The 16,461-nt window shown below is 44.5% G+C and carries 11 protein-coding genes; all 11 read left to right on the top strand.

The features are described 5' to 3' along the window. Positions 1-186: 186 nt before the first annotated feature. The 11 genes from SIO70_RS28755 to SIO70_RS28705 all read left to right on the top strand — a co-directional run bounded on the left by SIO70_RS28755 (position 187) and on the right by SIO70_RS28705 (position 16,458). Positions 187-1,194, top strand: coding sequence for a LacI family DNA-binding transcriptional regulator (locus tag SIO70_RS28755; protein ID WP_320576712.1), 1,008 nt, complete (start codon positions 187-189; stop codon positions 1,192-1,194). 330 nt (positions 1,195-1,524) lie between these two features. Then, positions 1,525-4,482 carry a SusC/RagA family TonB-linked outer membrane protein gene (locus SIO70_RS28750; RefSeq protein WP_320576710.1) on the top strand — a complete coding sequence of 986 codons (2,958 nt, stop codon included), beginning with the start codon at positions 1,525-1,527 and terminating at the stop codon, positions 4,480-4,482. 18 nt (positions 4,483-4,500) lie between these two features. Beyond that, positions 4,501-6,093 (top strand): RagB/SusD family nutrient uptake outer membrane protein, encoded by a 1,593-nt coding sequence (locus SIO70_RS28745; RefSeq protein ID WP_320576708.1) that lies wholly within the window; start codon positions 4,501-4,503, stop codon positions 6,091-6,093. Between the two features lie 17 nt (positions 6,094-6,110). Further along, the gene (locus tag SIO70_RS28740; RefSeq protein ID WP_320576706.1) at positions 6,111-7,145 is read left to right on the top strand and encodes a SusE domain-containing protein; all 1,035 of its coding nucleotides are present in this window, start codon (positions 6,111-6,113) and stop codon (positions 7,143-7,145) included. A gap of 13 nt (positions 7,146-7,158) precedes the next feature. Beyond that, positions 7,159-9,006, top strand: a complete 1,848-nt coding sequence (locus tag SIO70_RS28735; protein ID WP_320576705.1) for a glycoside hydrolase family 13 protein — start codon at positions 7,159-7,161, stop codon at positions 9,004-9,006. Between the two features lie 21 nt (positions 9,007-9,027). Next, positions 9,028-9,678 (top strand): beta-phosphoglucomutase, encoded by a 651-nt coding sequence (gene pgmB / locus SIO70_RS28730; RefSeq protein WP_320576703.1) that lies wholly within the window; start codon positions 9,028-9,030, stop codon positions 9,676-9,678. Between the two features lie 2 nt (positions 9,679-9,680). Continuing rightward, on the top strand, positions 9,681-11,984 hold the full coding sequence (locus tag SIO70_RS28725) for a glycoside hydrolase family 65 protein (protein ID WP_320576701.1): 2,304 nt from the start codon (positions 9,681-9,683) through the stop codon (positions 11,982-11,984). Between the two features lie 64 nt (positions 11,985-12,048). Continuing rightward, a complete protein-coding gene (locus SIO70_RS28720) occupies positions 12,049-13,383 on the top strand; it encodes an MFS transporter (protein ID WP_320576699.1) in 1,335 nt (444 codons plus the stop codon). A 203-nt stretch (positions 13,384-13,586) separates the two neighbouring features. Beyond that, entirely contained in the window at positions 13,587-14,675 is a 1,089-nt protein-coding gene (locus SIO70_RS28715; RefSeq protein ID WP_320576697.1) for a Gfo/Idh/MocA family protein, read from the top strand. Between the two features lie 27 nt (positions 14,676-14,702). Then, positions 14,703-15,296: a phage tail protein gene (locus tag SIO70_RS28710; protein ID WP_320576695.1), complete on the top strand. Its 594-nt coding sequence runs from the start codon at positions 14,703-14,705 to the stop codon at positions 15,294-15,296. Between the two features lies 1 nt (position 15,297). Continuing rightward, complete coding sequence (locus SIO70_RS28705) at positions 15,298-16,458, top strand: ABC transporter substrate-binding protein (protein WP_320576693.1); 1,161 nt, start codon at positions 15,298-15,300, stop codon at positions 16,456-16,458. Positions 16,459-16,461: the final 3 nt, after the last annotated feature.

The following is a 16,461-nucleotide window of genomic DNA, read 5'->3' as shown; positions in this document are numbered from 1 at the left end:
ATTTCGATGTGGATTGGAGTGAATCGCTGGGCATGCATAGTCCCTCAAAATATAAAAATATGATCGCGAAAATGAAACCGGCTCACTGTGGTGGTGGGATGATTTTGGTCAGGGAGGGGATACTGATCATTTTTTGAATTCCACTATTTTCTCTACCTTGGCCCTTAAGGTCAAAAACCACCTTTTATGGAGCGTGTTGATATAAAACGATTGGCAGAAAAGCTCAACCTATCCACATCTACTGTTTCAAGGGCATTTAGAGGTAACAGCGATATCAATCCGGAAACTAAAGCAAGAATCTTGTCTGCAGCAAAGGAATTCAATTACCAGCCAAATCACCATGCCAGTAATCTGCGGGATAAGCGAAGTAATACCATCGCCATCATAGTACCGGAAATCGCGAATAACTTCTTCTCTCAGGCCATCCACGGTATAGAACGTGTAGCCCGTGAAAAAGATTATTACACCCTGATCTACCTCACCGACGATGATTTTGACAAAGAAGTCATGTTCATAGAGAAATTGTACAATGGTCGTGTGGATGGTATCATTATGTCAGCCTCCGGCGAAGCCAATGATCACCGGTATTTGAATAATATGGGGAATAAACGTATTCCGCTGGTCTTTTTCGATAGGGTATATGATGATGTAGACGTACCGAAAGTGACCACTGATGACTATGAAAGTGCTTTCTCCGCCACCCGTCATCTTATAGAAGCAGGTTGCCAGAAGATCGCTTTCCTAGTAATTAATAAGAGTCTGTCTATTGGTAATGTTCGTATGCAGGGTTACAGAGACGCTTTGCAGCATGCGGGCATCCCATTTCAGGAACAACTGGTGGTAGATTGTAGCAATGATTATGACAAAAACTACCAGATCCTGACCAATTTCTTACTGCACGAACGGCCTGATGGCCTCTTCACTGCCGTAGAACGTCTTGCTATTTCAAGTTATTACGTTTGCCACGACCTGGGTATCAATATTCCGAAGGATGTAAAAGTCGTGAGCTTTTCGAGTTTGGAAATTGCCTCTCTACTCAATCCGGCACTCTCCACCATTACGCAGCCAGCCTACGATTTAGGCACACATGCTGCAGAAATGCTCTTCAAAGTACTGGAAGGAACACCCCCTCAGAACAATCATATCGTATTGGGTTCCAGGCTCATTCCCCGTTACTCCTCGGCAAAAGTGTAAGCAAAGGAAAAAAAATGAAACAAAATGTTAGGAAAAACAAAAAAATGCATACTTTAGCATCATAAATCTATTTTATTCCACGCTCCGGGAACGTTCCCGGAAATGTTCAACACAGATACATTATGCTTTCAACTTAAAACTTACGGGCAAGCAACAGGGGGACTGGGACCTGCTTTGAACTTATCATTTATCCCTTCCCAATTACCACAATGAAGAATAGCACTGAATTCTAATAAGGAATTCTACAGCCATTTTCTTGTCTTTTGATTAAACGCACTGCATCTGGCAGTAGCGTAACAGCAATTCTTTGTCTTTAAAATGAAACGTTAAATGAAACGAACACACTTTACCCGGTTAGCGCTGCTGTTGTGTTTTATCCTGGTTACCTTAGGCGTATATGCCCAATCAGGAAGTATCAGCGGATCCGTTACGGACGACACGAATAGTCCGGTTCCGGGAACCATCCTTTTTATAAAAGGCACCAGCAAAAATGCAGTTGCAGATAGTGTAGGCCATTACACTATCAAAGGTATAAGTGCCGGTAGTTATGTACTGGTAGCAAGAATGGCCGGTTTCGAAGGCGTAGAAAAAGCCATCACAGTAGGCAATGACAATACGGAACTGAACATTCAACTGAAAACTGATACCAAAGGGTTAAGCGAAGTCGTAGTGATCGGTTATGGTACGCAAAAGAAAAGCGACCTCACCGGCTCTATCGCCCTCGTAACTACGAAAGATTTTAACAAAGGCCCTGCCTCTTCTCCTGAACAACTCATCACTGGTAAAGTTCCCGGTGTACTGATCACTTCCAATGGTGGTGCACCTGGTAGTGGTAGTACCATCCGCGTACGTGGTGGTGCTTCTCTGAATGCTACCAACGATCCGCTGGTTGTAATAGATGGCGTACCTGTTGAAAACGGTAATGTAAGCGGTTCTTCCAATGCACTGGCCATGGTGAACCCAAATGATATCGAATCTTTCAGCGTATTGAAAGATGCATCTGCCACCGCTATCTATGGTTCCCGCGCTTCCAATGGTGTGGTGATCATCACTACCAAGAAAGGTCGTGCCGGCGATAAACTGAAACTCGCTTTCAGTACAAACAATGCGGTGTCTAAAGTGACCAGCTATTCTCCTGTATTATCTGCTGCAGAATTTACTGATATAGTGAAAGCACATGGTAATGATACACAGATCGGCATGCTGGGTACTGATAATACCGATTGGCAAAAACAAATTTACCAGTCAGCCCTGAGCTCTGACAATAACCTGAGCATCAGCGGTTCCTGGAAAAAATTACCTTACCGCGTTTCTGTAGGTCACCTCTTCCAGGATGGTATACTTAAAACATCCAACCTGAAAAGAACTTCCGGAGCAGTCAACCTCTCTCCAAGCCTCTTCGACGATCACCTGAAAATAAACCTGAACCTGAAAGGATCTGTTGCCGATAACCGTTTTGCTGACCAGGGAGCTATCAACGCAGCAGTTGCGTTTGATCCGACCAAACCTGTTTATTCTGGTAATGACAACTTTGGTGGTTACTATGAGTGGCTGCAAAATGGTGATTTGTTTGCGCTGGCTACAAGAAACCCGCTGGGTATGCTGAAACTGAAGAATGATGCATCTACTGTGAAGAGAAGTATCGGCAACTTACAGTTCGACTACAAGTTCCATTTCCTGCCTGACCTGCATGCGAATATGAACCTGGGTTATGACTACTCTAAAGGTACCGGTAATACGAATATACCAGCTTATGCAGCATTGTCTTATTACAATGGTAGTGGCGGTTCCTATCATCATTACGAACAGGAAAAACAGGACAAACTCTTTGATTTTTACCTGAACTATAGCAAAGCATTAAAGGCGATTAAGAGCTCTGTTAATGTGACTGCCGGTTATTCCTACCAGGATTTCATCACCACCACACCAGCGTTTGCAACACTGGATGGTTCCGGAGATACTACGACTGCTGCGGGTAACTATAGTAAATCACAACATACACTTGTTTCCTTCTTTGGCCGTTTGAATTATACATTCAATGAGAAGTATATGCTGACTGCTACCCTGCGTCGTGACGGTACTTCCCGCTTCGCAAAGCATTGGGGTAACTTCCCTTCCGTAGCACTGGCATGGAGAATTAAAGACGAAGTTTTCCTGAAGAATTCTAAAGTACTCTCTGACCTGAAACTGAGACTGGGTTATGGTGTAACCGGCCAGGAAGATATCGGGCAGGATTATGCTGCTGTATCCCGCTATACCTGGGGGGATGCCGCTTCTTCCTATCAACTGGGAGATTCTTATTATCAGACGCTGCGTGCAGCAGGTTACGATCAGAACATCAAGTGGGAGCAAACTGCAACTTACAACGTTGCACTGGATTATGGTTTCCTGAATAACAGGATCAACGGTAGTGTGGATTTCTACTATAAGAAAACCAGCGATCTGCTGGCGACCGTAACAGCTCCTGCAGGTACTAACCTGACTAATACACTGTTCACAAACGTAGGTAGCCTGGAAAACAAGGGGGTGGAATTCATTGTGAATGCTACACCTATCATGACAAAAGACTTCTCCTGGAATGCAGGTTTCAACATCACCTACAATCAAAACAAGATCCTGTCTCTTTCCAAGGTGCAAAGTGATACAGCTGTAGGTTTTGCTACAGGCGGCATTTCTGGTGGTACTGGTAATACTATCCAGATCAATTCAACAGGTTATGCCATCAATTCCTTCTACGTTTACAAACAGATTTACGATAAGAATGGTAAGCCAATTGAAGGTTTGTATGAAGACAGGAATGGCGATGGTGCTATTACGGCGGCAGATAAATACCGTTACAAATCACCAAATCCAACTTTATACCTGAGCTTCAATTCAAATTTCAATTACAAAGAGTGGACCCTTGGTTTCAGTCTGCGTAGTAACATTGGTAACTATATCTACAACAACCAGGCTTCCAACTTCGGTAACTATAAGTCTTTCCAGAATGCTGCTTTCCTGGCAAATATGTCATCCAGTGTGTTGAAGACAAATTTCGCCAACCCGCAATACTGGTCTGATTACTATGTAGAAAACGGTTCATTTGTGCGTATGGATTATCTGAACCTGGCGTATGATTTTGGCCGCATCTGGCATCAGAAATTAGGTGTGCGTGTAAATGCGAACGTACAGAATGTATTCGTGATCACTAAATACAGTGGTCAGGATCCGGAAGTTTTCAGCGGTATAGATGATAAGTTCTATCCACGTCCAAGAGTATATTCCCTGGGCGTTAACCTTGATTTCTAATTAACAAACAGGAACGTTATGATCAAGCAATTCATATATAATACATTACTTGCCGGTGTGATGATATGGGGACTGGCAGCATGTACAAAAGACCTGGACCGCAATCCTATCACGGAAGAAACGACGGCCAGTGTATATACAGACTTTAGTAACTACAAAAGTATACTGGCCAAGCTGTATGCAGGTCTGGCTACTACAGGGCAAACCGGACCAACCGGTAGTGCTGATATAAGTGGTATAGACGAAGGTACATCCAACTACATCCGTGCTTACTACCAGATGCAGGAATTACCTACTGATGAAGCTGTGATGGGATGGAATGATGGTACTATTCAGAACTTCCACAAAATGAACTGGACAGCGGATGACAACTTCATCACTGCCATGTTTGCCCGTCTCTATTACCAGATTTCCCAGTGTAATGAGTTTATCCGTCAGACGTCTGATTCAAAACTGAGCAGCAATGGTATTACTGGTACGAATGCAGAAGAAGCAAAAACATTCAGGGCAGAAGCCAGGTTCCTGCGTGCACTGAGTTACTATCATGCATTGGACATGTTTGGGAATGTACCTTTCTCTACCGATACGAACGAAGTATCCTACTATTATCCTAACCAGGTTTCCCGTACAGAACTGTTCACATATATAGAGTCAGAGCTGAAAGAACTGGAAACACTGCTGGCAGATCCAGGTGCCAATGAATATGGTCGTGCAGATAAGGCCTGTGTATGGATGCTCTTATCCAGGTTATACCTGAATGCACAGGTATATACAGGTACTGATCATTACACTGATGCGATTACCTATAGTACCAAAGTGATCAACTCCGGTTATTCACTGGTGTCCAGTTATGCAAACATGTTTAAAGCAGATAACAACGCTACTTCCAAATCAGAGTTTCTGCTCACTTCCAACTTTGACGGTGCCAGAACCCAGACTTATGGAGGTACTACATACCTGGTCTGCGCGCAATTGGGGGGAACGATGACACCTTCTGACTTTGGTGTAAGCAGTGCCTGGGCTGGTTTACGTACTACCAGTGCATTTGTGAAATTATTTCCAGATGTAACAGGTGCGACTGATAGCCGGGCGATGTTTTATACCAGCGGGCAAAACCTGGAAATCACAGACCTGACCACTTTCACCGATGGTTATGCGGTAACCAAATGGAGCAATAAAACATCTGCTGGTGGTACTGGTTCCAGCACCACATTTGTAGATACTGACTTTCCGTTGTTCCGTTTACCAGAAGCTTACCTGAACTATGCAGAAGCTGTATTGAGAGGAGGTACCGGTGGTAGCACCGCCGAGGCACTGACTTATGTAAACAAAATCCGTGAAAGAGCTTATGGCGATGCGAGCGGAGATATCACCAGTGGTCAGCTCAACCTTCAATTCATTCTGGATGAAAGAGGTCGTGAATTCTACTGGGAAGGTTATCGCAGAACAGACCTGATCCGTTATGGATACTTCACGGGCAACAGTTATGTATGGCCATGGAAAGGCGGTGTAGCAGCTGGTACAGCTGTAGGAGACTTCCGCACACTGTATCCGATTCCAGCTACAGAACTGGTGGCTAATCCAAATCTCAAACAGAACAGTGGTTACTAATCAAAACATTTTCCATCATGAAGTTCCGTTTCAATTATATATACATCCTCAGCCTTAGTATGCTGATCCTGTTCTCCTGTAAAAAGGATGGCAGCTTTACCCAGGTGAAAAGCGGTACTACGCCCGTATTTACAGCGACTGATTCCGTATTTGTATTTACGGAAGCAGATGCTTCCAACGCGGCAGTAACTTATAGCTGGACTGCCTCTGAGGATTGGGGTTACAAATCCATCGTTACTTATTATCTGCAGATAGATGAGAAAGGCAATGGCTTTAAGAGTGCAACAGACGTTACTATTGGTACAGGTACGTTAACGAAAGCTTATACTGTAGCTGCCCTGAACCAGGTCATTAATAATATGGGACTGGCAGCCGGCCGTCAACATGATCTCGTGATCCGTGTGAAAGCAGCTGTAGATGCAGTAGGAGATGAGGTGTATTCAGACAGTATTTCTCTGACCGTGACACCTTACTATGTACCTAAAGTATATACATACCTGTATTTACCGGGTGCTTATGAAGGCTGGTCATTTGACAATGCAGGGCTGGATAGTGTGGCTTCTGTAAAGAACGATGGTAACTACGAAGGGTATATGTACCTCACCGGCGCTACAGAGTTCAAAGTAACGACTGCAAAGAGCTGGGATGTGAACTATGGCGATGGTGGCAGTGGATCGCTGTCATCCAGCGGTGGTAATATCGCTGTATCAGAAGGAGGTTATTATCGCCTCACAGTAGATATCAACCAACTCAAATATACAATGACGAATACCACCTGGAGCATTTATGGTAGTGCAGTTGGTAGTGTAGATGCAGCCATGACTTTTAACGCTGGCACAGGTGTATGGACGGTGACGACTACATTAAGTGCAGGTACCTTCTACTTCAGAGCCAATAGTGCAGATGCCATCACCCTGAGTGATGTGAGCAACAATGGTACACTGGCTTCAGGTACAACAGGCGCTATTACTGTAGAAGCAGCGGGTACTTATACAATCAGCATGAACTTAAGCAACCCGGGAAACTATACTTATTCTCTCACAGCTCAATAATTAGAATAATAGTATGAAACAGATTCGGTGGATCACGATGCTGCTGTTGATGGCAAGTACGTCAATGGCGCAAATTCCCAGCCTGGAGCGTATTGAACCTGCTAACTGGTGGGTACAAATGCAACAGCCCTTTTTACAACTGATCGTACATGGTAATAAGATCGCAGAAAGAGACGTCAAACTGGAATATCCCGGGGTTACACTCCTGAAGGTGAATAAAGTGGAAAACCCGAACTACCTGTTTATTGATCTCAATATTGATCCTTCAACAGCTCCGGGTACATTCCCGATCAGGTTCCTGAAGAAAGGCAGCAAAGATCTGGTGTTTAGTTACGAGCTGAAAGCCAGGAATACTGGCACGAAAGCACAAGGCCTCAATGCGGGCGATCTGATATATCTTATTATGCCGGATCGCTTCGCAAACGGGGATACTACGAACGATGTGATCAAAGGTATGCAGGAGACAACGCTGAACAGAGACTCTATGTATTACCGCCATGGCGGTGATATACAGGGTATTATTAACCATCTTGGTTACCTGCAGGAACTGGGCGCTACTTCACTGTGGATGACGCCTATGATCACCAACGATCAGCCACAGGCATCTTACCATGGGTATGCTGCTACAGAACAGTTCCGTACTGATCCCCGTTATGGTACCAATGAATTATACAAAACACTGGCAGATAGTCTGCACAAACGTGGTATGAAGTTGGTCATGGACCTCGTGCACAACCACATCGGTAGCCAGCACTGGACTATGAAAGACATGCCGATGAAGAGCTGGGTACACCAGTGGCCTGAGTTCACCCGTTCCAGTTTCAGGGCCCAGCCTGACTTTGATCCTTATGCATCCCAGTATGATAAGGATGTGATGACCAATGGCTGGTTTGATAATCATATGCCAGACCTGGATCAGTCTAATCCTTTTGTACGTAACTATTTTACGCAAAGTCATATCTGGTGGATAGAGTATGCGGGTGTGGATGCATTCCGCCTCGATACATATCCTTACAATGACGGCGAGTTTATGGCAGCATGGGGCAAAGCGATCAAGGATGCATATCCAACCTTTACCTTCTTTGGAGAAGTATGGGTGAAAGGTGTAGCAGACCAGGTATACTTTACACAGGGTAAAACTGTGAACCAGCACCTGGATACACAATTACCCGGTCTCACAGATTTCAATTCACTCTGGGCGATCACTGGCACGATGAATGATAAAGCTGCGTGGGATGATGGTGCAGTAAAACTGTATACAACCCTCGCATCAGACTATCAATACCAGGATCCGATGCGCAATGTCGTATTCCTGGATAATCATGACCTGAGCCGTTTCTATTCCGTGATCGGGGAAAACAAAGGTAAGTACAAAGCTGCGCTGGCGTGGTTGCTGACAACCCGTGGTATTCCACAGTTGTATTACGGTAGTGAAATTGGTATGAAGAACTTCAGTGCACCGGATGGATTAGTGCGTGAAGATTTTAAAGGTGGCTGGAAGAATGATAAGGTGAATAAGTTCACCGCAGCAGGTCGTAATGAAGATGAAAATGAACTGCATAATTATGTACAAAAGCTGGCTAACTACAGGAAGAACAATCCTGTGGTACAAACCGGTAAGCTGATGCAATACATTCCTCAGAATAATGTATACACCTACTTCAGGTATAATGCAGACAATACAGTGATGATCGTATTGAACCCAAACAGTGATCCTGTCACCATTGATGTGAGTCGATTCAAAGAAAGAACTACTGGATTTTCCAGCGCGCACGATATAGTAACTGATAAAACCTATAGCCTTTCAGACAGCCTGCATGTACCGGCTACTACTACACTGGTACTGGAACTGGCTCACTGAGACAGCAAATAAATGGATGATATGGACAGAATAGACGCATGTATTTTCGACCTTGATGGCGTGATAGTAGATACCGCCAAATACCATTACAAAGCCTGGAAAAGGCTGGCAAATGAGATGGGGTTCGACTTCACGGAGGAACAAAATGAATTACTCAAAGGCCTGAGTCGTACCCGCTCACTCGAGATCATACTGGAAATAGGAGGTGTGCAGCTATCCGCTGAAGAACAAGCTGCACAGGCGGCCCGCAAGAATGAATGGTATGTGGATATGATCCGTCATATGCAACCAGATGAGGTATTGCCCGGTGCAAGAGCGTTTTTGGAAAGTCTGCAAAAGGCGGGTGTAAAAACGGCTTTGGGTTCAGCGAGTAAAAATGCGGGTACTATCCTGGAAAGAGTGGGGTTGACTGCATTGTTTGATGTAGTGGTAGATGGTAACTCAGTCACAGCTTCCAAACCAGATCCTGAAGTGTTCCTGAAAGGGGCGAATAGTTTGCATGCAGATCCTGCTTACTGTGTGGTATTTGAAGATGCAGTAGCGGGTGTACAGGCAGCGAAGGCAGGTGGGATGAAAGTAGTGGGTATTGGTTCGGTAGAGGTGCTTGGTAACGCAGATATGATTGTCAGTGGTCTTGGAGACATGAGTCTTCAGCGTTTAAAAGATTTATAATTATGAAGCAGTATATAAAGGTCGATGAGTGGAATATCATCGAAGAAGGATTTATACCGGGTTACAACAAAATCTCAGAAAGTATCTTCAGTTTGGGCAATGGCCGTATGGGTCAGCGTGGCAATTTTGAAGAGACGTATTCAGGCGAAACATTACAGGGTAGCTATGTAGCAGGGATCTATTATCCTGACAAGACACGTGTGGGCTGGTGGAAAAATGGTTACCCTGAATATTTTGCCAAAGTGCTGAATGCTGCCAACTGGATCGGGTTAGAGATCAGGGTAGATGGGGTGGCGCTGGATTTACATCATGCTACTGTGATTGATTTTCGTCGTGTGCTGAATATGAAAGAAGGTTACCTGGAACGTACGTTTACAGCGACCTTATCTTCAGGTAAACAGGTAGCAGTAAAAGCGACCCGCTTTTGTAGTATTGTAGATGATGAGGCAGGTGCATTGCGTTATAGTATTACGCCATTGAATTTTGATGGGGAGATTGAGATTACCTCTTTTATAGATGGCGCTGTGAGAAACCAGGATGCGAATTATGACGAGGGATTCTGGGATTTCGTAGAAAGCAGCATACACGACAATACAGCTTATCTTACATTACGTACAAAGAAAACAGGTTTTAAAGTTTGTACGGGCATGTTATTCCATGTATATCAGCAGGGGCGCAAACTGGCGTCAGCTGTTACAGCAGTGAATAAAGATAAATTTGTAGGTGGTAAGTTGACTGTGGCTGCAACACGGAATCAGGAAACTGTGATATTTAAATATGCAGCGAACCTGACTTCAGAGAATCATGCTGCTGAACAATTGCTGGCAGCATGTAGGAAGGTAGTGGATAAAGTAGCGGCCAAAGGGTTTGCAAAATTGCAGGAAGAACAGGCCGCCGCCTGGGCCGGTAAATGGCAGGAGAGCGATATAGTGATAACAGGAGATGCTGCTGCACAGCAGGGTATCCGTTTCAATATCTTCCAGCTGAACCAGACTTATACAGGTGAAGACGCCCGTTTGAATATAGGTCCGAAAGGCTTTACGGGTGAAAAATATGGTGGATCCACTTATTGGGATACAGAAGCATATTGTATACCTTTTTACCTGGCTACAGCTGATCAGCAGGTAGCGAGAAACCTGTTAGTCTATCGCTATAACCAGTTGGATAAAGCGATAGAAAATGCGGGTAAATTAGGGTTTAACAAGGGAGCGGCATTGTACCCGATGGTGACGATGAATGGGGAGGAGTGTCATAATGAGTGGGAGATCACCTTCGAAGAGATTCATAGAAATGCGGCCATTGCATTTGCGATATTCAACTATATCCGTTATACCGGTGATGTTGCTTATTTAGCGGAGTATGGTCTGGAAGTACTGATTGGTATTTCACGTTTCTGGGCACAGAGAGTGAATTGGAGTGAGGCGCGTAAGCAGTATGTGATGCTGGGCGTAACGGGGCCGAATGAGTATGAGAATAACATCAATAATAACTGGTATACGAGTACCATGGCAACGTGGTGTTTGGAATATACGATAGAGGCACTGGCGCAGGTAACTGATGCTATTATCCAGAAAACTTCATTTGATGCTGGTACTGAAGTTGCGCAATGGCAAAATATCATAGATAATATGTACTATCCTGAAGATGCGGAGCGAGGTATTTTCCTGCAGCAGGATGGTTACCTGGATAAAGAGCAGATACTCGTAAAAGACCTGGATCCGTCTCAAAGACCATTGAACCAGAAGTGGAGTTGGGATAGAATATTGAGAAGTTGTTTTATCAAGCAGGCAGATGTATTGCAGGGATTTTATTTCCTGGAAGACAGGTTCGATATAGATACGCTGCGTAGAAACTTTGATTTCTACGAACCACGTACGGTGCATGAAAGTTCATTATCACCTTGTATCCACGCGATCCTGGCTGCGAAGCTGGGAGATGGAGAGCGGGCGTATGAGTTTTACCTGCGAACTTCCCGGTTGGACCTGGATGATTATAACAATGATACAGAAGATGGTTTGCATATCACTTCGATGGCGGGTACCTGGATGAGTGTGGTAGAAGGATTTGCAGGTATGCGTGTACGTGATGGGCAGTTACAGTTTACACCTTTTCTGCCGGATAGCTGGCAGTCATTTGCTTTCAGTATTCGTTTCAGGAGTAATATCCTGAAAGTGGAGATCAACAAAAATCGTGTTGTCCTGGAGAATAAAGAGGGTGGCGATGTAGCTGTAAAGGTATATGAAGATACATTCGTAGTAAAGGCGGGCGCTGTTGTACAATTGAACAACAGGGACCTGGTCAAATAAAACATTTATGAAAGCGGGGGATTCACTAAGTGGAATGAAATCGTTTTCAGAAAAAAAGAATTCCATGAAAGGCATGACAAAGCCACGCTTATCTGCGGCAAGGATCTGGAACATGAGCATGGGGTTTTTCGGAATACAGTTTGGTTTTGCATTACAGAATGGAAATGCATCCCGTATTCTACAGACCTATGGCGCAGAGGTAGAACATTTATCCCTTTTCTGGTTAGCCGCACCGGTGACCGGAATGATCGTACAGCCCATCATCGGGCATTATAGTGATCGTACGTGGAACAGGTTTGGGCGCCGCCGTCCTTACTTTCTTGTCGGTGCGCTGTTGACGGCATTAGCGTTGATCCTGTTACCGAATTCGTCCATGCTGGCTTACCTGTTGCCACCGATGCTGATAGGAGCAGGGATGCTCACATTGATGGATGCAAGTATCAATGTTGCCATGGAGCCTTTTCGTGCGCTTGTATCTGATAATTTGCCGGATGAGCAGCGGAGTATGGGGTTTTCAGTACAAACCTTCCTGATAGGGGCGGGGGCCGTATTGGGTTCTTCATTGCCTTATTTGCTGGCGGAATATGCGGGTGTATCGAAAGTAGCAGCACCGGGTGTGGTTCCAAACAATGTGATTTATTCTTTTTACATAGGTGCGGTGGTGTTAATAGCGACGATACTGTGGTCTGTATTTATGAGCAGGGAGTATAGTCCGGAGGAGTTTGCACAGTTTAATCCTTCTTCTGAAGGAACATCTGTATCATCCGGATTGGGAACAATCGCAAAAGACTTTGCAGCCATGCCATCGGCTATGCGGCAGTTAGGGTTGGTACAGTTTTGTTCCTGGTTTGCCTTGTTCTCCATGTGGGTGTTTACCACACCGGCTGTGGCGCAACATATCTATAAGGTAATGCCGGGTGATACCTCATCATCAAGTTATGCTGATGCGGGCAATAAAGTAGGTTTCTTGTTTAGCATTTATAGCGCGGTATCGGCGGTGTATTCACTGATCCTGCCTACAATAGCGCGTAAAACAAACAGGAGAGTTGCGCATGCCTTCTCTTTGATAGCAGGAGGGGTATCACTGATCTCCATCTTTTTTATACAATCTCCTGACTTGCTGGTACTGCCTATGATCGGTATTGGTTTTGCATGGGGAAGCATTTTATCAACGCCTTATGCTATCCTATCAGGTGTGATACCTCCGCATAAGACGGGGGTATACATGGGTATCTTTAATTTCTTTATCACATTCCCACAGATTGTGAATGGCTTGTTCGGTGGTCTCATCGTCAGGTATTGTTTTCACGATCAGCCTATATATGCGTTGGTAATGGCGGGCGTATTTATGATGATAGCTGCTGTAGCAGTGTTGAATGTGAAAGAACAGAGAGCCTGACACATATACCTAAAGTTTGACCGGGATTTGCGTGAGCAGGTCCCGGTTTTTTATTGCCTTGCAGGAAAATATATTTTAATATTTGTATAATTTATATATACATTTGTGCTACCATACCTGGCAAATTTAATTCAATTTTTAGCCTCATTCCTATAAAAAGCCATTGAGTAAACGATTTGAATAATTATCCCTATAAATTGTAAATGTACAATCAAAAGAGGAGAGAATTTTTCAGAAACGTCGCCTATATACTGCCTGCACTGGCCGTTATGCCGTCGTCTCTGTTCTCTAAAAATGTTAGTAAAGGTTTGCGCACAGGATTTATCGGAACCGGCATCTGGGGACGAGAATATCTTACAACAGCACTTCCCCAAAAAGATCTGGCAATCATTTCAATATGTGATTCGGACAATGGTTCCTTACAGGAGAGTCTTCGATTATTTAAAGGATCTGATCGTCCGGAAGTCTACACTGACTGGCAAAAGTTACTAGCCAGCGATGAGCTGGATCTGGTGATTATTGCCACCCCTGCACATACCCACTATATGATTGCCAAAGCAGCGATGCTGGCGGGTAAACATGTGGCCTGTGGTCCTGTGATGGGCGAAACGGTAGCTGAGCATCGGGATATAATAAGGACCAGTCAGCAAACAGGTCGTCATTACTTTACCCTGGATGAGCAAAGTTACCGGCATGATCTGCAGGCAATTTCCAATATCAGTTTCGGCACACTGGAAAAAATATATGCAGGTGCGCCTTATGATGCAATGCCTCCCCAGGTAGATACGTATCCGTTATATCCCGCTTTATTTTTACAAAGTTTGTTAGGAAAAGACAACAGATTCGAAACGATCGCGGCTACTACACAGCAGCGGGACTATATTGTCAATAAGGTAGATCCTAAAACGGGTCAACAATTGACTATTATTAAGAATGGAAATATTCCACTCATCTGTCTGACCACTACACAGGGACAGCGGGTGTATCTGCAAGCAGAAAAGGGATATTCAACAGGCACCCATATTCATGGTACGGAAGTATTTTGGATCGATTTTGCAAAAGCTATGCGGGTTGGTGATAATCAATGGGAAGCTGACCAACTGCACCTGCAACAACATGCCGCCTCTCCGGTTGCCATGGCATTGAATGAATTGATAAATACCTTAAAAACTCCGGGCAGTCAACTACCTGTTTATACAGCGGCAACTCATAGCCTGATTGGCTTATTGGGTCGTCAGTCTGCCATGCAGGGAGGAAAGGTATTTGCATTTCCTGATTGTAATCTTATTTAATATACACTTCAATAATTTTTTCTTGCAATGAATGAACCTTACATGGCGCTTATCGTAGCTTTTGCATTTAATTTCACCCCCTATAGCAGCTGGTTAGCTTGTAATGGAGCTTTGATTTCAATTGCCCAGAACACGGCATTATTCTCCCTTCTCGGCACCTATTATGGAGGTGATGGCATGAGTACTTTTGCTGTTCCTGATTTGCGTGGCAGAATACCTATAGGTATGGGACAGGGACAGGGACTTTCTAATTATAATATTGGACAAATGGGAGGTGTAGAATCAACTGCCCTTACCATGAATCAACTGCCTGCGCATACACATACCACCACTCATACACTCACTGCGGCACCCAAGGCAAGTACAGGTGTAGCTACTACCAATGTACCTGGTTCGACAGTGGTGCCTGCTAAATTACCAACTTTAGGTGCAGGGTTAAACACATTTAATGTGAATGGGTATACTACTGCTTCCCCTGATGCTACGCTGGTACCTGGTGATGTTTCAGGAACGATTACAGTGATGGTTACGGGAGGTAGTCAGCCTGTTTCTATTATACAGCCATACTTAGCCATTAACTATTGTATTGCAACAGCAGGAACGTACCCTTCCCGTTCATAATATGAAGCAATTGAACATTGGTTTTCTGACGCCTTATAGCGGTGTATATCCGTTTTATTCAGCACACCTGATCACAGGGTGGATGTTGGGAATGGGATTAGATCCTGCACGTCAGCGAATTTTACAGATCATGCCGGAGTTCACAAGAAGTGGTAGCCCGGCTACGACCACAGAGGCAGCTAAAAAATTATTGTTTTTTAATCAGGCCGATGTCTTGTCAGGTTTGATCAGTTATAAATCTTTGTCCTCACTCATGTCGGTAGTTGAAGCACAGCGTAAGTTGGGTTTCTTCTTTGACATGGGTGAGCTCATTCCTGATCCTGCTACCATTAATCCGGATATTTTTTATGCATCTCACCAGATATGGCAATCAGAATATGCACTGGGGCGCTGGGCACAAAAGCGTTTTGGCAATGCAGGACATCTGGTAATGCCAGTTTATGAGGCCGGGTATCATCTGGCAAATGCATTTCAACAGGGAGCATTCTATGCAGGTGCACAGGAGCTGAGGGTGACTGTATTATCCAGTAGTCCTGCAGATACCAATGCCATGGACCTCACTGTTTTTTTTGCGGAAATAGAGCGGAATCCTCCACCTTATGTGCATGCCATTTTCGGTGGAAATATGGGCACTCGTTTTCTGGCTGCATGGAAAGAAAGCCCCTTCAGTAAAACTATTCCATTGACAGTAGTGGAGACGATGGCCTATGAAGATATCCTGGATGATGTAAAGCACCTGGAACTGGAAATTTACAGTGCACTCACCTGGCTGAAAGAGGATGAACGCAAAGAAAATAAACTGTTCGTAAAGACATTTGAGCGCAAAGCACAACAGCCTGCGAATATATATGGATTGATGGGCTATGAAGCAGGGTTGGTGTGGAAAGAATTGTTGCCCTATGCACAGAAGGGCGACTGGGACAAAGTAAAAGCACAACTACGCACGAACACGATCCGTGGCCCCAGGGGAGAGAAAGGTTTCCATCCTTCTACCGGATTAGGATTGCCTGTGTCCAACATTATAAAACTGAATACCACTTCCCAAAAGATAAATAAAATTATTCTTGACCAGGGCGAGGGAATTCGTCATGACGATGCCAGCTTACAGATCATTCATCAAGAGAATATCTCTGGCTGGCAGAACCCTTTTCTCTGCATTTAACAG

The organism is Chitinophaga sancti (assembly GCF_034087045.1).
GTDB classification, from domain to species: domain Bacteria; phylum Bacteroidota; class Bacteroidia; order Chitinophagales; family Chitinophagaceae; genus Chitinophaga; species Chitinophaga sancti_B.
The sequence above is the reverse complement of the archived record's forward strand: the minus strand, read 5'-3'. Positions and strand labels throughout refer to the sequence as shown.

Excerpts from the sequence above, each read along its gene's own strand:
- SIO70_RS28755 (WP_320576712.1), top strand. The coding sequence starts at position 187 with ATGGAGCGTGTTGATATAAAACGATTGGCAGAAAAGCTCAACCTATCC.
- SIO70_RS28750 (WP_320576710.1), top strand. The coding sequence starts at position 1,525 with ATGAAACGAACACACTTTACCCGGTTAGCGCTGCTGTTGTGTTTTATC.
- SIO70_RS28745 (WP_320576708.1), top strand. The coding sequence starts at position 4,501 with ATGATCAAGCAATTCATATATAATACATTACTTGCCGGTGTGATGATA.
- SIO70_RS28740 (WP_320576706.1), top strand. The coding sequence starts at position 6,111 with ATGAAGTTCCGTTTCAATTATATATACATCCTCAGCCTTAGTATGCTG.
- SIO70_RS28735 (WP_320576705.1), top strand. The coding sequence starts at position 7,159 with ATGAAACAGATTCGGTGGATCACGATGCTGCTGTTGATGGCAAGTACG.
- pgmB (WP_320576703.1), top strand. The coding sequence starts at position 9,028 with ATGGACAGAATAGACGCATGTATTTTCGACCTTGATGGCGTGATAGTA.
- SIO70_RS28725 (WP_320576701.1), top strand. The coding sequence starts at position 9,681 with ATGAAGCAGTATATAAAGGTCGATGAGTGGAATATCATCGAAGAAGGA.
- SIO70_RS28720 (WP_320576699.1), top strand. The coding sequence starts at position 12,049 with ATGAAAGGCATGACAAAGCCACGCTTATCTGCGGCAAGGATCTGGAAC.
- SIO70_RS28715 (WP_320576697.1), top strand. The coding sequence starts at position 13,587 with ATGTACAATCAAAAGAGGAGAGAATTTTTCAGAAACGTCGCCTATATA.
- SIO70_RS28710 (WP_320576695.1), top strand. The coding sequence starts at position 14,703 with ATGAATGAACCTTACATGGCGCTTATCGTAGCTTTTGCATTTAATTTC.
- SIO70_RS28705 (WP_320576693.1), top strand. The coding sequence starts at position 15,298 with ATGAAGCAATTGAACATTGGTTTTCTGACGCCTTATAGCGGTGTATAT.